This window comes from Pseudomonas putida S13.1.2 (genome assembly GCF_000498395.2).
Lineage (GTDB): Bacteria > Pseudomonadota > Gammaproteobacteria > Pseudomonadales > Pseudomonadaceae > Aquipseudomonas > Aquipseudomonas putida_Q.
Window position 1 is genome coordinate 5364226 of sequence record NZ_CP010979.1, and the last position, 19231, is coordinate 5383456.

Annotated in this window: 20 protein-coding genes; 10 read left to right on the plus strand and 10 right to left on the minus strand. The window is 63.8% G+C overall.

Features of this window, described 5'->3' with window-relative positions:
- Positions 1-20: 20 nt before the first annotated feature.
- The 3 genes from N805_RS23705 to N805_RS23715 all read right to left on the minus strand — a co-directional run bounded on the left by N805_RS23705 (position 21) and on the right by N805_RS23715 (position 2443).
- Positions 21-272, minus strand: coding sequence for a YfhL family 4Fe-4S dicluster ferredoxin (locus tag N805_RS23705; RefSeq protein WP_019473229.1), 252 nt, complete (start codon positions 270-272; stop codon positions 21-23).
- 94 nt (positions 273-366) lie between these two features.
- Positions 367-861: a pantetheine-phosphate adenylyltransferase gene (coaD, locus tag N805_RS23710; protein ID WP_019473228.1), complete on the minus strand. Its 495-nt coding sequence runs from the start codon at positions 859-861 to the stop codon at positions 367-369.
- Positions 862-1012: 151 nt separating this feature from the next.
- Positions 1013-2443 carry a coniferyl aldehyde dehydrogenase gene (locus N805_RS23715; RefSeq protein WP_019473227.1) on the minus strand — a complete coding sequence of 477 codons (1431 nt, stop codon included), beginning with the start codon at positions 2441-2443 and terminating at the stop codon, positions 1013-1015.
- 150 nt (positions 2444-2593) lie between these two features.
- On the opposite strand from N805_RS23715, the gene N805_RS23720 reads away from it, so the two are divergent.
- Together N805_RS23720 and N805_RS23725 are read left to right on the plus strand one after the other, a co-directional pair.
- The gene (locus N805_RS23720) at positions 2594-3259 is read left to right on the plus strand and encodes a TetR/AcrR family transcriptional regulator (protein WP_026034649.1); all 666 of its coding nucleotides are present in this window, start codon (positions 2594-2596) and stop codon (positions 3257-3259) included.
- 35 nt (positions 3260-3294) lie between these two features.
- Positions 3295-4149, plus strand: a complete 855-nt coding sequence (locus N805_RS23725) for a sulfurtransferase (protein ID WP_019473225.1) — start codon at positions 3295-3297, stop codon at positions 4147-4149.
- Between the two features lie 138 nt (positions 4150-4287).
- Here N805_RS23725 and N805_RS23730 read toward each other — a convergent pair whose 3' ends face one another.
- The 6 genes from N805_RS23730 to N805_RS23755 form a co-directional block, all read right to left on the minus strand.
- Complete coding sequence (locus tag N805_RS23730) at positions 4288-5280, minus strand: hydrolase (RefSeq protein WP_019473224.1); 993 nt, start codon at positions 5278-5280, stop codon at positions 4288-4290.
- 60 nt (positions 5281-5340) lie between these two features.
- A complete protein-coding gene (locus N805_RS23735) occupies positions 5341-6714 on the minus strand; it encodes a M16 family metallopeptidase (protein WP_026034648.1) in 1374 nt (457 codons plus the stop codon).
- On the minus strand, positions 6707-8008 hold the full coding sequence (locus N805_RS23740) for a M16 family metallopeptidase (RefSeq protein WP_019473222.1): 1302 nt from the start codon (positions 8006-8008) through the stop codon (positions 6707-6709). The genes N805_RS23735 and N805_RS23740 overlap by 8 nt, the downstream gene beginning before the upstream one ends.
- Before the next feature lie 94 nt (positions 8009-8102).
- Complete coding sequence (gene rsmD / locus N805_RS23745; protein WP_019473221.1) at positions 8103-8705, minus strand: 16S rRNA (guanine(966)-N(2))-methyltransferase RsmD; 603 nt, start codon at positions 8703-8705, stop codon at positions 8103-8105.
- Complete coding sequence (locus tag N805_RS23750; protein WP_028614100.1) at positions 8705-10195, minus strand: M16 family metallopeptidase; 1491 nt, start codon at positions 10193-10195, stop codon at positions 8705-8707. The genes rsmD and N805_RS23750 overlap by 1 nt, the downstream gene beginning before the upstream one ends.
- Positions 10188-11543, minus strand: a complete 1356-nt coding sequence (locus N805_RS23755) for a M16 family metallopeptidase (protein ID WP_019473528.1) — start codon at positions 11541-11543, stop codon at positions 10188-10190. Before N805_RS23755 ends, N805_RS23750 begins: the two co-directional genes overlap by 8 nt.
- A gap of 231 nt (positions 11544-11774) precedes the next feature.
- On the opposite strand from N805_RS23755, the gene ftsY reads away from it, so the two are divergent.
- From ftsY to rpoH, 4 genes are all read left to right on the plus strand, one after another.
- Positions 11775-13337 carry a signal recognition particle-docking protein FtsY gene (gene ftsY, locus N805_RS23765; RefSeq protein WP_028614101.1) on the plus strand — a complete coding sequence of 521 codons (1563 nt, stop codon included), beginning with the start codon at positions 11775-11777 and terminating at the stop codon, positions 13335-13337.
- Between the two features lie 2 nt (positions 13338-13339).
- On the plus strand, positions 13340-14011 hold the full coding sequence (ftsE, locus tag N805_RS23770; protein WP_012274659.1) for a cell division ATP-binding protein FtsE: 672 nt from the start codon (positions 13340-13342) through the stop codon (positions 14009-14011).
- Positions 14008-15033: a permease-like cell division protein FtsX gene (ftsX, locus tag N805_RS23775; protein ID WP_019473971.1), complete on the plus strand. Its 1026-nt coding sequence runs from the start codon at positions 14008-14010 to the stop codon at positions 15031-15033. Before ftsE ends, ftsX begins: the two co-directional genes overlap by 4 nt.
- 111 nt (positions 15034-15144) lie before the next feature.
- Positions 15145-15999 (plus strand): RNA polymerase sigma factor RpoH, encoded by an 855-nt coding sequence (gene rpoH, locus N805_RS23780; protein ID WP_003249083.1) that lies wholly within the window; start codon positions 15145-15147, stop codon positions 15997-15999.
- A 179-nt stretch (positions 16000-16178) separates the two neighbouring features.
- On the opposite strand, the gene mtgA is transcribed toward rpoH, so the two are convergent.
- Positions 16179-16889 carry a monofunctional biosynthetic peptidoglycan transglycosylase gene (gene mtgA, locus N805_RS23785; protein WP_026034526.1) on the minus strand — a complete coding sequence of 237 codons (711 nt, stop codon included), beginning with the start codon at positions 16887-16889 and terminating at the stop codon, positions 16179-16181.
- Positions 16890-16953: 64 nt separating this feature from the next.
- On the opposite strand from mtgA, the gene N805_RS23790 reads away from it, so the two are divergent.
- The 4 genes from N805_RS23790 (at position 16954) to trmB (ending at position 19227) form a co-directional block, all read left to right on the plus strand.
- Positions 16954-17325: a DUF423 domain-containing protein gene (locus N805_RS23790; RefSeq protein WP_019472079.1), complete on the plus strand. Its 372-nt coding sequence runs from the start codon at positions 16954-16956 to the stop codon at positions 17323-17325.
- A gap of 102 nt (positions 17326-17427) precedes the next feature.
- The gene (gene thiS, locus N805_RS23795) at positions 17428-17628 is read left to right on the plus strand and encodes a sulfur carrier protein ThiS (protein WP_033692437.1); all 201 of its coding nucleotides are present in this window, start codon (positions 17428-17430) and stop codon (positions 17626-17628) included.
- 54 nt (positions 17629-17682) lie between these two features.
- Positions 17683-18495: a thiazole synthase gene (locus N805_RS23800; RefSeq protein ID WP_016489647.1), complete on the plus strand. Its 813-nt coding sequence runs from the start codon at positions 17683-17685 to the stop codon at positions 18493-18495.
- Between the two features lie 9 nt (positions 18496-18504).
- Positions 18505-19227, plus strand: coding sequence for a tRNA (guanosine(46)-N7)-methyltransferase TrmB (gene trmB / locus N805_RS23805; RefSeq protein ID WP_004575478.1), 723 nt, complete (start codon positions 18505-18507; stop codon positions 19225-19227).
- Positions 19228-19231 lie beyond the last annotated feature (4 nt).

A 19231-nucleotide genomic window follows, 5' to 3' on the forward strand; every position in this document is an offset into this window, starting at 1 on the left:
AAGCCCTTGCCAGACGGCGATCAGGCCTTGCCGGTAATCCGGCGGTACTTGGCCATCAGCTGTTCTTCGCTTTCCGGGTGCGCTTCATCCAGCGGGATGCAGTCGACCGGGCACACCTGCTGGCACTGAGGCTCGTCGTAATGGCCCACGCACTGGGTGCACAGGTTTGGGTCGATCACGTAGATCTCTTCGCCTTGGGAGATGGCCTCGTTCGGGCACTCGGGTTCGCAGACGTCGCAATTGATGCAATCGTCGGTGATTATCAGGGACATGGGGACTCCGGCCGGGGCTCATCGCCTGGGCATGTTCAACGCAATGGGCACAATTGTGCCGCATTCGCGCCCGCAGTGCACGCGGGCGCGATAATCAGGCGCTCGGGCTTGCTTTCTTGAAGCGTTCAGTCAGCGCTTCGGCCACCACCGGGTGGACGAATTTACTGATATCACCGCCCAGTGCAGCGATTTCCCGGACCAGGGTCGAGGAAATGAACGAATAACGCTCCGAAGGCGTCAGGAACAGGCTCTCGACATCGGGGGCCAGTTGCCGGTTCATGTTCGCCAGCTGGAACTCGTACTCGAAGTCGGACACCGCACGCAGGCCACGCAGGAAGACGTTGGCGCCCTGTTCCTTGGCGAAATGCGCCAACAGGGAGGAGAAGCCGATGACTTCGACATTGGGCAGGTGCTTGGTGACCTCACGGGCTAGCGCCACCCGCTGCTCCAGCGGGAACAGGGGGTTTTTCTTCGGGCTGGCCGCCACCGCGATGATCACGTGGTCGAACAAGCGCGAGGCGCGCTCGACCAGGTCTCCATGGCCTTTGGTAATGGGGTCGAAAGTACCCGGGTACAACACTCGGTTCATCGCGTCATCCTGGCTGGAGTGCGTTGGGGAGTCGGATGGTAGCGCAGCGATTGCGCCCGGCCAAGTCATGCGGCCAGCTGATGGCACTATAGACAGGCGCCGTATTCGTTGTCATGCGCTGTGTGCCACGGGGCAGTGCACGGGCAGGTGGTTAGCGGATGAACAGCTTGTAGACCAGGCGCTGCAAGGTTTTGCCGTAAGGTGGGTAGATCAGCCGTGCGGCGTTGAAGCGTTGCTTGGCGAGTACCCCCTTGGCCTTGCTGAAGGTCAGAAAACCGTCGTGGCCATGGTAGTGGCCCATGCCCGACGGGCCGATGCCGCCGAAGGGCAGATCGTCCTGGGCTACATGCAGCAGGGTGTCGTTCAGGCATACCCCGCCGGAGTGGGTATTGCGCAGCACATGTTCCTGCCCGGCCCGGTCGTAACCGAAGTAGTACAGCGCCAGAGGGCGCGGGCGTTGGTTGATGTAAGCCAGCGCCTGGTCGAGGCTGTCGTAGGGCACCAGCGGCAGCAGCGGGCCGAAGATTTCGTCCTGCATCACCTGCATGCTGTCGTTCACGTCCAGCAGCAGGTGGGGTGGCAGGCGCCGGCCCTGGCGGGTTTCACCAGGGTACAGGTCAAGCACCTGCGCACCTTTGTCGCGGGCATCGTCCAGCAGGTGCTGCAAGCGCTGCAGCTGGCGGGGGTTGATGATGGCGGTGTAGTCGGGGTTGTCGGCAATGCGTGGGTACAGGCGGCGCACGGCGCGCTGGTAGGCGTCGCTGAAGGCGGCCAGCCGGTCGCGTGGCACCAGCACATAGTCGGGGGCGACGCAGGTCTGGCCGGCGTTCAGGGTCTTGCCGAAGGCGATGCGCTCGGCGGCGCTGGCCAGCGGCACGTCGGCCGACACGATGGCCGGTGACTTGCCGCCCAGCTCCAGGGTGACCGGGGTGAGGTTCTGCGCCGCCGCCAGCATGACCTGCCGGCCCACACTGGTGGCACCGGTGAACAGCAGATGGTCGAAGGGCAAGCGGGCGAAGGCCTGGCCAACCTCTACCTCGCCCAGCACCACACTGACCAGGTCGGTGGGAAACACCTGCTCCAGCAGGTGTTTCACGGCCTGGGCACTGGCGGGCGTGGCTTCGCTGAGCTTGAGCATGACCCGGTTTCCGGCGGCCAGGGCGCAGGTCAGCGGGCCGATGGCGAGGAACAACGGGTAGTTCCACGGCACGATGATACCGACCACCCCGAGCGGCTGATAACGCACGTGCGCGCTGGCCGGCTGAAAGGCCAGGCCAACACGCCGCGGGCTTGCGCGCATCCAGCGGTGCAAGTGCCTTTCGGCGTGGCGCAGGCCCTGTATCGAGGGCAGCAGCTCGGCCAACAGGGTTTCGTCGGCGCTACGCCCGCCAAAGTCCTCGCTGATGGCCTCGATCAATCCAGCCTGGCCGGCCAGCAAGGCTTCGCGCAGGCTTCTTAGCCATTGCAGGCGCTGGGCAACCGGCGGCAGGGGGGCGCCGGCAAAGGCCTGGCGCTGGGCAGCGAACACCGCCGCGAGGTCGAGGTCGGATGGCACAGGGGGCAAGGCACTGGGCGCGTTCATGGCAGCGTCTGATCCGGGCAGTGAGTTTCTAGAGCCTATACTCTAGTCTGCACGATGGTACGACTTTTTCCGTGCCGCCGAACGGTGCTTCCACCTGTAATACGCCGTAAGATGACCCTTTGATGAATGCCTGCAGACTGGGAGCTGAGCATGGCCCCGCGCATGAAGACCCGAGAGCGCATCGTGCAGAACAGCCTGGAGCTGTTCAACCAGCAGGGCGAACGCAGCGTCAGTACCAACCACATCGCCGCACACATGGAAATCTCGCCCGGCAACCTGTATTACCACTTCCCCAACAAGCAGGCGATCATTGCCCTGTTGTTCAGCCAGTATGAAGAACTGGTAGACAGCTTCTTGCGCCCGCCGCAAGGCCGCAAGGCAACCGTGGAAGACAAGCGCTTCTACCTCAAGGCCCTGTTGGCGGCGATGTGGAACTACCGCTTTCTGCACCGCGACCTGGAGCACCTGCTGGACAGCGATGCAGAACTTGCCGCCCGTTACCGGCGTTTTTCCGAGCGCTGCCTGCGCCAGGGCCAGGCGATCTACCGCGGCTTTGTCGACGCGGGCATCCTGGCCATGGTGCCGGCGCAAATCGAATCGCTGACCATCAATGCCTGGATTGTGCTGACGTCCTGGGTTCGTTTTCTAAGCACGACGCGTGAACATTCCGCGCACCTGGGTGAAGAAGCCTTCAAGCGGGGCGTCTACCAGGTGCTGGTGCTGGAACTCGGCTACGTCACCGAGAGTGCGCGCACTGCTGTTGACGCCCTGTGCCAGGAATTCCATGTACCGTTCAACCAGGCTCTGGAAACGTAACCCAGGGCCCTAGTGCCATCGATCAGGAGATTGTCATGCCCCTTGCGCAATTGATCACCCCGCAGCAGTTGGCCGAGCGTCTGGGCTCGCCCAAGTTGGTGATCCTCGACTGTCGCTTTGCCCTCGAGGATGTGGACTATGGCCAACGCAGCTATGCCCAGGGCCATATCGCCGGGGCGCATTTCGCCGACCTGGACCGCGACCTCAGCGGGCCGGTGAGCAAGGGGCGCACCGGGCGCCATCCATTGCCCGATGCGCACCGGCTGGTGGAGCGTCTGCGCGAGTGGGGCCTGGACAACGACAGCGAGGTGGTGCTTTACGACGACGGCCCCGGCGCCTTTGCGGCCAGGGCCTGGTGGCTGCTGGCCTGGTTGGGCAAGCGCAACGGCGTGGCGATCCTCGATGGTGGCCTGAAGGCCTGGCATGCGGCGCACCTGCCGTTGAGCCTGGACTCACCGCCCAAACGCGAAGGCACCTTCAGTGGTGAGCCGGATGCCAAGTTGCTGATCGATGCCGACCACTTGGGCAAGCGCCTGGGTAGCCCAGACCTGACCTTGATCGATGCGCGAGCCTTGCCGCGGTTTCGCGGTGAAGTGGAGCCGATCGACCCGGTGGCGGGGCATATTCCCGGGGCCCAGTGCGCGGCGTTTACCGACAACATTGGGGCAGATGGGCGCTTTCTGCCAGCGGATCAGCTCAAGCAGCGTTTTGCCGAAAAGCTCGGTGGGCGGGCGCCGGAGCAGCTGGTGTCTTACTGCGGATCAGGGGTGACGGCTTGCCATAACCTGTTTGCCATGGCACTGGCGGGGTACCCGCTGGGCAAGCTGTATGCGGGGTCGTGGAGCGAGTGGATCAACAACCCGCAGCATGCCGTGGCCACCGGCGAGTAAGCAAGCGCGCTCTGCAAGGCTATCTTGGCTCTTGTGGGAGCGGGTTTACCCGCGAACACCGGCGAAGCCGGTGCCATCCTCCGCGCCGGATTCTTCGCGGGTGAACCCGCTCCCACAGGGTGTTGGGCAGGCCTTCAGTCACTGGCCGTCTACTAGCCACTGCGGAATCCGCCGCTCCAGGTAGTACCCAGGGTTACGCAGGCTGCCATCGACAAAGCCCACATGCCCGCCGCGGCGGTGCAGTTCGAAGCGGGTCTGGGGTGCCAGTTCACGGGCCGTAGGCAGGCTATGGCCGGACACGAACGGGTCATCGCTGGAGTGGATGATCAGCGTCGGCGTGCGGTTCTGGCCGAGGAAGAAGTGGCTCGATGAGCGGCGATAGTAGTCGTGCGCATCGCGAAAGCCGTTGAGCGGTGCAGTGACCTTGCCGTCGAAATCCCAGAACGTGCGCAAGTTGCCCAGCTGCCCCAGGCGCTCCAGCGCCGCCAGCCGCTCATGCTGGCCCTGGTCGTGGAAGTGGCGCTGCTTGAGCTGAACATACGCCAGCATCTCGCGCATGAAATGCGCCTGATACACCTTGGAGAACCCCTGGCCGATACGGTCGGCACAGTGGTCCAGGCGAAAGGGCACCGACACGGCAACTGCCGCCTCCAGCTGGCTGGCAACGCCGCTTTCGCCCAGGTATTTCAACAGCACATTGCCACCCAGCGAGTAACCCACCGCATACAGCGGCGCCAACGGGCGCTGGGCGCGCAGGTGGCTGACAATTTCTGCCAGGTCTTCGCTGGCGCCGGAATGGTAGCTGCGCGGCAACAGGTTGGGCTCGCCTGAACAACCACGCCAGTTCACCGCCACGCTGGCCCAGCCGCGACCTTGCAACGCTTGCTGCAAGCCTTTCACGTAGGGTGATTGAGACGAACCGGTCAGCCCATGCAGCACCAGCACCAGTGGCGCATGTGGCTGGTGCGGGCCGTGCCAGTCGAGGTCGATGAAGTCGCCGTCGGCCAGCCACAGGCGCTCGCGGTTGCGCTGCAGCTCAGGCAGCTTGCGCCACAGCGGGCCCCACAAGGTCTGCAGGTGGGGATTGGACAGGCCGATGGCCGGACGGAAGGTGGCGCTTGGGCTGGGCATGCTGGGCAACTCGTGATGTGCCTGCCTAGAGTGCCATGAAAAAGCGCCACAGTACCTGCGCTATTGGTCGGTGGCTGGCAGTGCTTGTTGCTCGGCGTGTGGGCCGACACTGACGCGTACTGCCTGGCTCAAATCAAGCCGGCGCTGCATGACGGCGCGGACATCTGCCGGTGTCAGCATGGCAAGGCGGTCGATGCAGGTGTCGAGATAATTGGCGGGCTGGCGTTGATAGGTGAGGTGCGTGAGCAAGGCTGCCAGGTTCTTGTTCTGTGCCACCTCGCGCAGCAGTTGCCCTGCCAGTTGCTTGCACGCCATTTGCAGCTCGGCCTGGGTTGGCCCTTGGTCGATGAACTCGCGCAGCAAGGTTTCTACCAGTACGTTGGAACCTTCGACGTACTCTGGCGCGATGTCCCATTCGACGCTGAACAGGCCACCAGCGCTCAATGCATTTACCCGGGTATAGATGCCATACGTCAACCCGCGGCGGTGCCGCAGTTCATTCATCAAGCGTGACGCGATTCCCGACCCCAATACCTCATTGGCCAACACCATGGCCGGGTATTCCGGATGATTGGCTGGCACGCCCATGGGTAGTGCAATCAGGACGGCACTGCTCGCGCCAGGCTGTTCGACGTTGAACGTGGTGCCGGCTGCTGGAGTGGCGGCCGGCAGCTCGATTGCGGACCAGCCTTGCGGCAGTGCCTGACTGATCCGTTGTGAAACGGCCTGGGCCTGTGCAAGGGAAAGGTCCCCCACTACTACGATGTCCAGGTTACTGGCGCAGTAGGCGCGTTGGTGGAAGCGCCTCAGATCCTCAGGGGTAGCCTGGTCTATCCCTTGCTGAGTGCTGCCCAATGGGTTGCCATATTGATGACCACTGAACATATGCCGAAAGGCTTCGCTACGCGCCCTCAAGCGGGGGTGGTGCTCGCGAGATGCATTGTGCCGCAGCAGTTGGCTTTTTATCTTGGCTAGCGCGTCAGCGGTGAAGGCAGGGCGTGCTACAACGTCAATGAAAAGCGCCAGGGCCGGGTCGAGCAGCGCTTCGGTGCTCAAGCTTCGCAGGCTCAGGGTCGCGTGCTCCAGGCGTATCTGTTTTTCCATGACCGCGCCCAGGCGCTCCAGTTGCTCTGCTTGCTGGGTGGCTGTGTGCTGCTGGCTGCCTTCGTCGAGCATGTAGAACGCCAGGGATGCCAGGCCCGGGAGCACGGTGTCCTGGACCGTACCGGCCTTGAATCGCAGCACGATATCGACAATTGGCAGCCCCCGGGCCTCGACGAATTTCACCCCTGTGCCGCTGTCCGTCGTCCATTCCTGCATTTGGGTATCAATAGGTTCGAAGAGGTCCAGATCAACCCCCTGTGCCGAAACCAGCCCGCCATGAACAGGGTTGTCTGCAGCGGGTTGTTGCGGATTTGAATTCGAGTCATTCATCAGCGCTTGCCTTGTGATGCGTAAAGGTGATGGTGGTCCGGGATTCGGTCAGGAAGTCATAGGCGGCCAGGCCGACCTGCTCGGCTGTCACGGCTTCGATGGCGTGCCGTTCATCCTCCAGTGCAACAGGGTCCAGGCCGCAGGCAGCCTGCTTGCCGATGGCTTCTGCCTGCTTGCTGATATCGTCCCTGTCGAATAATTGCTCGGCCAGAAGCCGTGCCTTGGCGCGCTGGAGGTCTTCTTTGCTGGGCGCTGACTGGCGGAACGCTTCGATTTCCATCAGCAGCCGTTCTGCCGCCGCCTCGGGTGCAACCTGCGGGCTGCAGAACGCGTAAAACGTCAGCAGGCTGTCACCACGTTGCCAGGGCTCATAGTCCGACCACACACCTTGCAGTACCGGTTCATCGCGCACGAGCAGGCGCTGGAGGATGCTCGCCTGGCCTTGGGCAAGAATCTGGGGCAGCAGACGCAGTGCATACGCTTGTGAGTCAGACAGGGCGGTGCATTGACTGGGGAGGTTGAAACTGATGATCACGCCCGTGCGCAGGCCGTGCTGGCGCAAGGTTTGAACGCGCCGAACCAGGCTGGAGGGCTCTACAGGTATTTGCCGGGCCGGCAGGCGATGAGCGGGGATCGTTGCAAAGTGTCGCGTTACCAGCGTTTGCAGTTGCGCCAAGGTAATGTCGCCGGCCACTGCCAGCGTCGCGTTGTTGGGGTGGTACCAGGTCCGGTACCACGTGCGTGCCGCGGCAGGTGTCATGTGGCCGAGGTCGGTCTTGTAGCCGATCACGGGCGTGCCATAGCCGCTGTTGTCATAGGCCAGCAGCAGGTGATGTTCCAGGGCCAGCGACCATGGGTCGTTATCGATATCCTCGCGTCGCTCGGCCATGACAACCGCCAGTTCGCGGGCAAAAGGTGCATCGCTGAGGGTGGCGCTGGCCATGATATCGGCCATGGCTTCCAGGGCGATCTCCAGGCGGCTGGCGGGCAACGTCAGCGGAAAGGCTGTGGCATCCGTGAGGGTGAATGCATTTGCCTCACCACCCAAGTGGGTCATGAGGGCGGAGTATTGGCCTCCGGCCAGTTTGCTGCTGCCTTCGAACAACAAATGTTCAAGGGCATGTGACAGGCCGGTGTGGCCTTCGGGCTCGTAGCTGGAACCCACGTGATACCAAAGCTGCACGCTGACCAGAGGTGCGCGGTTGTCTTCACGCAGACAGACGCGCAGGCCATTGGCGAGGGTAAAGGCATTTACCCGGCTAGCCGGTGTGGGCGGGGAGGGGCGTTCGGTCATGGTTGAAGTGCTCCTTCAAGAAACAAAGGAGCAGCTTCAGCCACGCAGGCGGTGGGAGTGCGGTAACTAAGTAAGCCAAACCCGGTTTACGGGGTCATCCTCGCTGCCAGAGCGCGTAATGCACCTGGCCGGTTTTCTTCTCGCGGTGCAGGCGCCAGTTGCCGGGCATCGGCAGCGTCGACGGCGCCGCTTCGCTTTCGGTGTAGATCAGCGCCTGTTCGCCCAGCCACTGGTTCTGCTCCAGCAGGTTGCAGGTGTTGGCCAGCAGGTCCTGGTGGAACGGTGGGTCGAGGAACACCACGTCAAACTGCTGCTTGGCCGGGCCTTGCAGGTAGCGCAGGGCATCGGTTTGCAGGATTTGCCCGCGCGGGCAACGCAGGATCTCGAGGTTGTTCTTCAGGTTGCCGATCGCCGCCGGGTTGCTGTCCAGTGCCACGGCATCCTTGGCGCCGCGAGACAGGGCCTCGAGCACCAGGGCGCCGCTGCCGGTGAAGGCATCCAGTACCCGGGCACCCTCGATGTGCGGCGCCAGCCAGTTGAACAGGGTTTCGCGCACGCGGTCAGGCGTTGGCCGCAGGCCTTCGCCTTCCGGTACCGCCAGGCGGCGGCTACGCCACTCGCCGGCGATGATGCGCAGGTGGCCCTGGCCCTTGCTTTGGCCCGATTGCGGGCGGGCGGGAGGGGTGGATCTTGGCATTAGTGCTCCGGTACCCCGAGCGCTTGCTCGGAGGGCTTGTCAGTGGGTGCTGGCAGCGGTTTTTGTGGCACTTTCGGGCCTACGGTGACGATCACCAGTTTATCGGCTGACAGGTGTTTGTTCATGGCCGCCCTGACCTGCTCGACGGTGAGGGCCTGGGACTGCTGCATGAAGTCCTCCAGCCAGGTCAGTGGCAGATTGTAGAAGCCGATTGCGCCCAACTGGCCGACGATGCTGGCGTTGCTGGCATTGGACAGCGGGAAGCTGCCGGCCAGTTCGCGCTTGGCGTCGTCCAGCTCTTGCTGGGTGGGGCCTGTCTTGAGGTAGTCGGCAAGAATGTCCTGCACCAGCTTGAGCGTGCCTTCACTGAGCTCGGCACGGGTCTGCAGGTTGATCATGAACGGGCCGCGCACCTGCATGGGGCTGAACACCGAGTACACGCCGTAGGTCAGGCCACGCTTTTCACGCACTTCGCTCATCAGCCGGGTACCGAAGGCGCCACCACCGAGGATCTGGTTACCCAGCGACAAGGCTGGCCAATCCGGGTCCTGGCGGTCGATACCAAGCTCGGCCAGCATGAGGTGAGTCTGTTTGGACGGGAAGTCGATGTGGGTCAGGCCGGCCTTGGCTTCACTGGGCTGGGCCGGTGCGGCAAGCGCCGGGCCCTTGGGCAGGCCCGCGGAAACCTGGGCGGCGATGGCTTCGGCCTCGGCACGGCTGAGGTCGCCGACCAGGGCGATTACTGCGTTGCCGCCGGTATAAGCCTTGGCGTGGAAGGCGCGCAGTTGTGCCAGGGTAATGCCGTTGATGGTGTCTGCGGTGCCATCGCTTGGGTGGGCGTAAGGGTGGTCACCATAGAGGTTGCCGAACAGCGCCTTGCCAGCGATTTTGCCGGGGTTCTGCTTCTCGTATTCGAAGCCGGCCAGCATCTGGTTCTTGATGCGCTTGAGGGCGTCCTCAGGGAAGGTCGGCTTGCCGGCCACTTCGGTAAACAGCTTGAGCGCAGGTTCGCGCTTGTCCTTGATGCTGAGGCTGCGCAGCGATGCCACGGCCATGTCGCGGTAGGAGCCGTTGCCAAAGTCTGCGCCCAGGCCTTCGAAACCTTCGGCGATGGCGGTCACGTCCTTGCCGGCCACACCCTCGTTGAGCATGGCGTTGGTCAGTGCCGCCAAACCGGGTGTTCCGGCGTCCTGGCTGCTGCCGGCGGCGAAGGTGACGCGCAGGTCGAACATCGGCAGTTCGCGGGCCTCCACGAACAACACCCGGGCACCCTCAGCGGTGCTCCAGTGCTGGATGTTCAGCTGGCGTCGGCTGGGTGCCTTGCCATCCAGCTCGGCCAGCGACTGCAAGGTGTTGGCCGGGCGGGCGGCGCTGGTGTCCGCCTTGGCGGCGTTGTCGGCCATGGCCGGGGCGGCCAGCACTGCCGCCAGTGCCAGGGCGCGGATGCCCGTGGCCAGCAGGGTTGGGCGCGGTGCGCGACGATCACTCATGAGCGGACTCCTCGGGCAGTACATGGGCAACGCTCAGGCGTTCACGGGTGAAATAGGTGCGCGCGGCGTTCTGGATGTCCTGCGGGGTGACACGCTTGAGCTCGTCCAGCTCGCTGTCGATCAGTTTCCAGGACAGGCCGACGGTTTCCAGCTGGCCGATGGTGGTGGCCTGGCTGCTGATGGAGTCGCGGTCGTAGACCAGGCCGGCAATGACCTGGGCGCGCACGCGTTCGAGCTCTTCAGCGCTGGGCGGGGTGGTCTTGAGTTCTTCAAGCAACTGCCAGATGCCTTTCTCGACATCGTCGAGGGTTTTCTGCTTTTGCACATTCGGCGTGGCCGAGATCAGGAACAGGCTGTCGCCGCGGGTGAAGGCGTTGTAGCTGGACGAGGCGCCGGCCACCAACTCCTGGCCACGCTCCAGGCGTGCCGGCATGCGGGCGCTGTAGCCGCCGTCGAGCAGTGCCGAGATCAGGCGCAGGGCATGCACAGTGCGCGGGTCCTTGGCGGTGGGCAGGCCGGGCACGTTGAAACCATAGATCAGGCTGGGCAGCTGGGTGCGTACGTGCAGGGTCAGCTGGCGCTGGCCAGGCTCGGCCAGCTCCAGTGGCAGCTTGGCCGGCGGTACGGCACGCTTTGGAATGCTGCCGAAGTACTTCTGCGCCAGGCCCTTGACCTCGTCAGCGGTGACATCGCCGACCACCACCAGGGTGGCATTGTTGGGGGCGTACCAGGATTCATACCAGTGGCGCAGTTCCTCGACCTTCATGCGCTCCAGATCCGCCATCCAGCCGATGGTCGGCGTGTGATAGCCGCTGGCGGGGTAGGCCATGGCGCGGAACAGCTCGAACGCCTTGGAGTTGGGCTGATCGTCGGTGCGCAGGCGGCGTTCTTCCTTGATTACCTCGATTTCACGGCTGAACTCGTCGGCCGGCAGGCGCAGGCTGGCCAGGCGGTCGGCCTCCAGCTCCAGGGCGACCGGCAGGCGGTCGCGGGCCAGCACCTGGTAATAGGCGGTGTAGTCGTCGCTGGTAAAGGCGTTTTCTTCGGCACCCAGGTCACGCAGGATGCGCGAAGCTTCGCCGGGGCCGACCTTGGCGCTGCCCTTGAACATCATGTGTTCCAGCGCATGGGACAAACCGGTCTGGCCCGGGGTTTCGTAGCTGGAGCCGACCTTGTACCAGATCTGCGAGACCACCACCGGGGCGCGATGGTCTTCGCGCACGACCACCTTCAGGCCATTGTCGAGGATGAATTCGTGGGTGGGTTGCACATCGGCGGCGAAGGCCGCAAGCGGCAGGCAGAGCGTGCCGAGCAACAGGCCAGCGGCGCGGCGGGCTAGAGCATTCATAAGGTGTTTAACCTGTTCGGCGGCCCGCTGGGTTTAGCGTCGGCGGGCCAGGAGGTGCTAGGATACTGATCCGGTTGCCTGGCGACCATGCCTGTCGCCGTTCTGGCCCACAGGACACTAAGACAAAACGTTGCGCATGAACCAGCCGGCTTCAAGATAGTCTGTTCTGCGTAGAGAGAATTCCCGATGTGCCATTGCTGGCTCATCGCTACCCTGAGATAGCCGTCCTCCATGTTTGGTTCCAACGACGACAAGAAAGCGCCGGCCGAGGCTGGCGAGAAGAAAGGCCTGTTCAGCTGGTTTCGCAAGAAGCCGCAGCAACCTGTCGCCGAACAGCCACAAGCCCCTGAATCCCAGGCCACAGAGCCGGTAGCGCCGCCATCCGCCGTCGAGCACGCTGAAGCTGCTCCGGTCGAGCCGGTGGTTGCTGAAGCACCTGCACCTGCAGCTGAGGCCCCTCTGGCTGCTGAGCCAGCAGTGGCCCCTGAGCCTGTACCTGCCCCGGTGGTCGCGCCAGTCTTTGAGCCTGCACCTGCTCCGGTGGCTGCCCCGGTCCCTGAGGCTGCGCCTGCGCCAGTAGTGGTCACCCCAGCGCCTGAGCCTGCCCCCACCCCTGTGGGAGCGGGCGTGCCCGCGAATGCGGAGCCTGCCGCCCCGCAGCTCGAAACCCCTGCGCCAGTAGCAGCCCCGGCCATTCAAGCCGTCGAACCCCCGGTCAGCAACCTGGTACTGCCCGTTGCCGAGGAGCCCGTCGCTCTCGTCCCTGACCTGGAGCCAAAAGCCCCGCCAGCGATCCCCGAGCGTCCGGCAGCAGAGCCGGTGCAACCAGAGCCCGAGCCTGTGGCTGCGGCCGTTACCGAACAAGCCAAACCCGGCTTCTTTGCCCGCCTGAAGCAAGGCCTGTCCAAGACCAGCGCCAGCATCGGCGAAGGCATGGCCAGCCTGTTCCTCGGCAAGAAGGTCATCGACGACGACCTGCTCGACGAAATCGAGACCCGCCTGCTGACCGCCGACGTGGGTGTGGAAGCCACCTCGGCCATCGTCCAGAACCTGACCCAAAAGGTTGCCCGCAAGCAGCTGGCCGACGCCGACGCGCTTTACAAGTCGCTGCAGGAAGAACTGGCCGCGTTGCTGCGCCCGGTCGAGCAGCCGCTGAAAGTGCAGGCGCAGAACAAGCCCTATGTCATCCTCGTGGTTGGCGTGAACGGCGCCGGCAAGACCACCACCATCGGCAAACTGGCGAAAAAGCTGCAGCTGGAAGGCAAGAAAGTCATGCTGGCTGCGGGGGACACCTTCCGTGCCGCAGCGGTCGAGCAGCTGCAGGTGTGGGGTGAGCGTAACCAGATTCCGGTGATCGCCCAGCACACCGGCGCCGACTCCGCGTCGGTGATCTTCGACGCCGTGCAGGCCGCCAAGGCCCGTGGCGCCGACGTGCTGATCGCCGACACTGCCGGCCGCCTGCACACCAAAGACAACCTGATGGAAGAGCTGAAGAAGGTCCGCCGGGTCATCGGCAAGCTCGACGCCGATGCGCCCCACGAGGTGCTGCTGGTGCTTGATGCCGGTACCGGCCAGAACGCCATCAGCCAGGCCAAGTACTTCAACCAGAGCGTCGAACTGACCGGCCTGGCCCTGACCAAGCTGGACGGCACTGCCAAAGGCGGGGTGATCTTCGCCCTGGCCAAGCAGTTCAACATCCCGATCCGCTTCATCGGTGTCGGTGAAGGCATCGATGACCTGCGCACCTTCGAAGCCGAGCCGTTCGTCAAGGCTCTGTTCGCCGAGCGAGACTGACCATGATCCGATTCGAACAGGTTGCCAAGCGCTATCCCAACGGTCATGTGGGTTTGCATGAGCTGAGTTTCCGGGCGCGCCGGGGCGAATTCCTGTTCGTCACCGGCCACTCGGGTGCCGGCAAGAGCACCTTGCTGCGTCTGTTGCTGGCCATGGAGCGCCCGACCAGCGGCAAGCTCATGTTGGCCGGGCAGGACCTGGGCCAGATCAGCAATGCGCAGATCCCGTTCCTGCGTCGGCAGATCGGCGTGGTGTTCCAGAACCACCAGCTGTTGTTCGACCGCACGGTGTTCAACAACATCGCCTTGCCACTGCAGATTCTCGGCTTGTCCAAGGCCGAGATCGCCAAGCGAGTGGATTCGGCGCTGGAGCGCGTTTCGCTGTCTGACAAGGGCGAACTGTTCCCCGCCGACCTGTCCACCGGGCAGCAGCAGCGGGTGGGTATCGCCCGGGCCATCGTTCACCAGCCGGCCCTGCTGCTGGCCGACGAGCCCACCGGTAACCTCGACCCGCGCCTGGCAGCAGAGATCATGGGTGTGTTCGAGGACATCAACCGGCTGGGGACCACGGTATTGATCGCCAGCCACGACCTGGCACTGATTGCGCGCATGCGCCACCGCATGCTGACCTTGCAGCGCGGCCGCTTGATCGGCGATGGGGAGGCCGGGCAATGAGCACTATACGTACGCCAAAGGTTTCCGAGCGGGTTGCGCCAAAGCCGGCCGACCCGCAACCGGAGAAGAAAAAGCGCGGCGAGGACGATGACGGCCCTGATTTCCGCACACTGCTGCATGCCTGGCTGGAAAGCCACCGTGCCAGCATGGCCGACAGCCTGCGCCGTCTGGGCAAGCAGCCGATCGGCAGCTTTTTCACCTGCCTGGTGATGGCGGTGGCGCTGAGCATGCCCATGGGCCTGTCGTTGCTGCTGAAGAACGTCGAGCAGCTGGGCGGTTCGTGGCAGCGCGCTGCGCAGATTTCGCTGTACCTCAAGCTCGATGCCGGCAGCCGCGATGGTGAAGCGCTGCGCGACGAGATCAAGGGCATGCCTGGGGTGGCGGACGCGCAATTTGTCAGCCGCGAGCAGGCGCTGGAGGAATTCCAGCAGCAGTCCGGCTTGGGCGAGGCCTTGCGCGAACTGCCCGACAACCCGCTGCCTGGCGTGGTGGTGGTAACCCCGACCGAGGTCGACAAGCCCGCCCTGGATGCCTTGCGTCAACGCCTGTCGGAGCTGCCGCGGGTGGAAGTGGCGCAACTTGACCTGGTGTGGGTCGAGCGCCTGGCGGCCATCCTCAAACTGGGTGACCGCTTCGTCTTCGGCCTGGCCGTGATGCTGATTTCTGCCCTGCTGTTAGTAATCGGTAACACAATTCGTCTACACATTGAAAACCGCCGTGTCGAGATCGAAGTGATCAAGTTGGTAGGCGGCACTGACGCCTACGTGCGCCGGCCTTTCCTGTACATGGGCGCCTTGTACGGCCTGGGTGCGGGGCTGCTGGCGTGGGGTATCCTGGCGTTTGGCCTGAACTGGCTCAACGACGCGGTGGTAGGGCTTTCCGGGCTGTACGGCAGTGACTTCGCCCTGGGCGGGGTGCCGGCGTCCGATGGTCTGTCGCTCTTGATCGGAGCGGTGCTGTTGGGGTATATCGGTGCATGGATTGCCGTCGCTCGTCATCTGAACGAGCTGGCGCCGCGATAGTTTTTACGTGCCAGCATTGACATTTTCTTCACTACGGAACTTGTACCGTCGTTCCAGGTCAATGTTGGCAGCGCCCACAAGGCGCGAGTTTAGTAAGTCGGAGGTTCTTGAATGACCACATCGTTGCAACCTGCCTATGCCCTGGTACCCGGTGCAAACCTGGAAGCCTATGTGCACACGGTCAACAGCATCCCGCTGCTGACGGTCGAGCAGGAGCGTGATCTGGGCGAGCGTCTCTATTATGAGCAGGATGTCGAGGCCGCTCGTCAAATGGTGATGGCCCACCTGCGTTTCGTCGTACACATCGCCCGTAGCTATGCCGGCTACGGTCTGGCACAGGCTGACCTGATCCAGGAAGGCAACGTCGGCCTGATGAAGGCCGTCAAGCGCTTCAACCCGGAAATGGGCGTGCGCCTGGTGTCGTTCGCCGTGCACTGGATCAAGGCAGAGATCCACGAGTTCATCCTGCGCAACTGGCGCATCGTCAAGGTGGCCACCACCAAGGCCCAGCGCAAGCTGTTCTTCAACCTGCGCAGCCAGAAGAAGCGTCTGGCCTGGCTGAACAACGACGAAGTGCATCGCGTGGCGGAAAGCCTCGGCGTCGAACCGCGTGAAGTGCGCGAGATGGAAAGCCGCCTCAGCGGCCAGGACATGGCCTTCGACCCGGCAGCAGAAGCTGACGACGACAGCGCCTTCCAGTCGCCTGCGCATTACCTGGAAGACCACCGTTACGACCCGGCGGTGCAGCTGGAGGATGCCGACTGGAGCGACAACTCCACCAGCAACCTGCACGAAGCGCTGCAAGGGCTGGACGAGCGTAGCCGCGATATTCTCTATCAGCGCTGGTTGGCGGAAGAGAAGGCCACGCTGCATGAGCTGGCCGACAAGTACAGCGTATCGGCTGAGCGGATTCGCCAGCTGGAGAAAAATGCGATGAACAAGGTCAAGGCATTGATCGCTGCCTGATCGAGCCTGGCTGCAAACAGAGCCGCTTGCCTGGATAAGGTGAGCGGCTTTTTTTTGCCGGTGAGATTTTGCGGCCGCTTTGCGGCCCATCGCGACACAAGGCCGCTCCTACACGGGGTCGCGGTCGCCTGTGGGAGCGGCCTTGTGTCGCGATGGGCTGCGCAGCAGCCCCAAAAAGCTCAAAGCTTGCGCGAAGTATCGAGCTGCATCAGGTAGCTGGGCCCGCCCAACTGGCTCATCTGCCGGCGAATCCACCCCGCCCGGCTAGCCACATAGGCGCTCGGCCGGCTGGCACTCCACTTGATCGGGCTTGGCAGCACTGCGGCCAGTTGTGCGGCCTGCTGGCGGCTGAGCCGGCTGGCATCGACACCAAAGTGATAACGCGCCGCCGCCTGGGCACCAAACACGCCCTTGCCCCATTCGGCACTGTTCAGATAAACCTCGAGAATGCGCTCTTTCGACCAGAACAGCTCGATCAGCGCGGTGAACCAGGCCTCCAGCCCTTTACGGAACCAGCTGCGTCCGGACCACAGGAACAGGTTCTTGGCCACTTGCTGGGTCAGGGTGCTGGCACCGCGCACACTGCCGCCACGCTCGTTGTAGGCCAGTGCGGCCTGGATAGCCGGGATGTCGAACCCCCAGTGGCTGGCGAACTTCTGGTCCTCGCCCGCGATAACGGCAACCTTCAGCTCATCGGAGATGTTCTCCCACGGCTCCCAGTCGCGCTGCAGGTCGATCGGCTCGCCATTGACCCAGGACTGGACCTTGCGCTCGACCATCAGCGCCGTGCCGGGCGGTGGCACCCAGCGGAACACCAGCACCAGCACGATGCTGCCGGCAGCGAACCAGAGCAGGGCGCGGGAGAGGCGACGGATAAGGGTTGGCAGCATGTCGATGGCTTGGCCGTACGGGTGGAAGGGGCCATTATACAGACCCGATACAAGGAGTCGTCCCATGCTTCGCAGCTTCCTGATGCTTGCCGCCTTTTTCGGCTTTACCGGGGTCGCCCTGGGTGCCTTCGCTGCCCACGGCCTGAAAAGCCGGTTGACGGCAGACTACCTGGCGATCTTCCACACGGGCGTGACCTACCAGCTGGTGCATGCCTTGGCGATCTTCGGTGTCGCCGTGCTCTCGGTGCACCTGCCCGGGCGCCTGATCGGCTGGGCTGGCGGCCTGTTTGCCTTAGGCATCGTGCTGTTCTCCGGCAGCTTGTACCTGCTGACCCTCAGCGGCCTGGGCAAGCTGGGCATCATCACGCCGATCGGCGGCCTGTGCTTCCTGGCCGGCTGGCTGTGCCTGGGCCTGGCAGCCTGGCGGCTGGGCTGACCGAGTGGTCCACAATCGCGACTAATGGCGTGCACCGGCCTTGGGTTGCAGGTGGGTTCGGCGCTAGAATGCGGGCCCCAAAGAACAATGGTGGCCGTGCGCATGCGCATTCAACTGAACGGTGAACCTTACGAACTGCCTGCTGGCGAAAGCGTTGCAGCCCTGCTGACGCGCCTGGAGCTGACCGGGCGCCGTGTGGCAGTAGAGCTGAACCTGGACATCGTGCCGCGTAGCCAGCACGACAGCACGCTGCTGAACGACGGCGACCAGGTCGAAGTGGTCCACGCCATCGGTGGTGGCTGACAGCAGCCCGGCGGTTTACAAGCAAGCCCAGCAACCTATTCCCGAGGAACAACGATGAGCAACGTTCGTAGCGACAAGCCCTTCACCCTGGCCGGGCGTACTTTCCAGTCGCGCCTGCTGGTCGGCACCGGCAAGTACCGTGACATGGAAGAAACCCGCCTGGCCACCGAGGCCTCGGGTGCCGAAATCGTCACCGTCGCCGTGCGCCGCACCAACCTTGGCCAGAATGCGGGCGAGCCGAACCTGCTCGACGTACTGTCGCCCGACAAGTACACCATCCTGCCGAACACTGCAGGCTGCTTTGACGCGGTGGAAGCGGTACGCACTTGCCGTCTGGCGCGCGAACTGCTCGATGGGCGCAAGTCGCACGAATCCCGCACGCTGGTAAAGCTGGAAGTGCTGGCCGACCAGAAAACCCTGTTCCCCAACGTGATCGAAACCCTCAAGGCCGCCGAAGTGCTGGTCAAGGAAGGTTTCGACGTGATGGTGTACACCAGCGACGACCCGATCATCGCCCGTCAGCTGGCTGAAGCCGGCTGCATCGCGGTCATGCCGCTGGCTGGCCTGATTGGCACCGGCCTGGGTATCTGCAACCCCTACAACCTGCAGATCATCCTGGAAGAGTCCAAGGTGCCGGTGCTGGTCGATGCCGGTGTGGGTACCGCTTCCGACGCCACCATCGCCATGGAAATGGGCTGCGAGGCGGTGCTGATGAACTCGGCCATCGCCCACGCCCAGCAGCCGGTGCTGATGGCCGAAGCCATGAAGCACGCCATCGTCGCCGGTCGCATGGCCTACCTGGCCGGCCGTATGCCGAAGAAACTCTATGCCAGCGCCTCTTCGCCGCTGGATGGTCTGATCAAGTAAGAGCTCCTGATGACTGAATCGCACGATACGCCGATCACCCCCGACGGCGAAGCCCGCCCACACCGCCGCATCAAGAGCTTCGTGATGCGCGCCGGGCGCATGACCGAAGGCCAGCAACGCGGCCTGGACCAGGGCGGCCCGCTGTACATCCTGCCGCTGGCCGACAGCCCGGTGGACTACGACCAGGTGTTCGGCCGTTCGGCGCCGCGCACCCTGGAGATCGGCTTCGGCATGGGCCATTCCCTGCTGGAAATGGCGGCTGCCGCGCCTGAGCAGGATTTTATCGGTGTAGAAGTGCACCGCCCGGGTGTCGGCGCGCTGCTCAACGGCGTACTGACCCAGGGCCTGAAGAACCTGCGGGTGTACGACTGCGATGCCATCGAAGTGCTGAACCGCTGCGTGGCGGACAACAGCCTCGACCGCCTGATGCTGTTCTTCCCCGACCCTTGGCACAAGGCGCGCCACCACAAGCGCCGTATCGTCCAGCTGGAGTTTGCCGAGCTGGTACGTCGCAAGCTCAAGCCCGGTGGCGTGTTCCACATGGCCACCGACTGGGAGCCGTATGCCGAGTACATGCTGGAAGTGATGAGCGCAGCCCCGGGCTATCGCAACCGTGCGGCCGACGGCACCTACGTGCCACGCCCCGAAGAGCGCCCGATCACCAAGTTCGAACGCCGCGGCGAGCGGCTTGGGCATGGGGTGTGGGATTTGAAGTTCGAGAAGGTGGATTGATCGG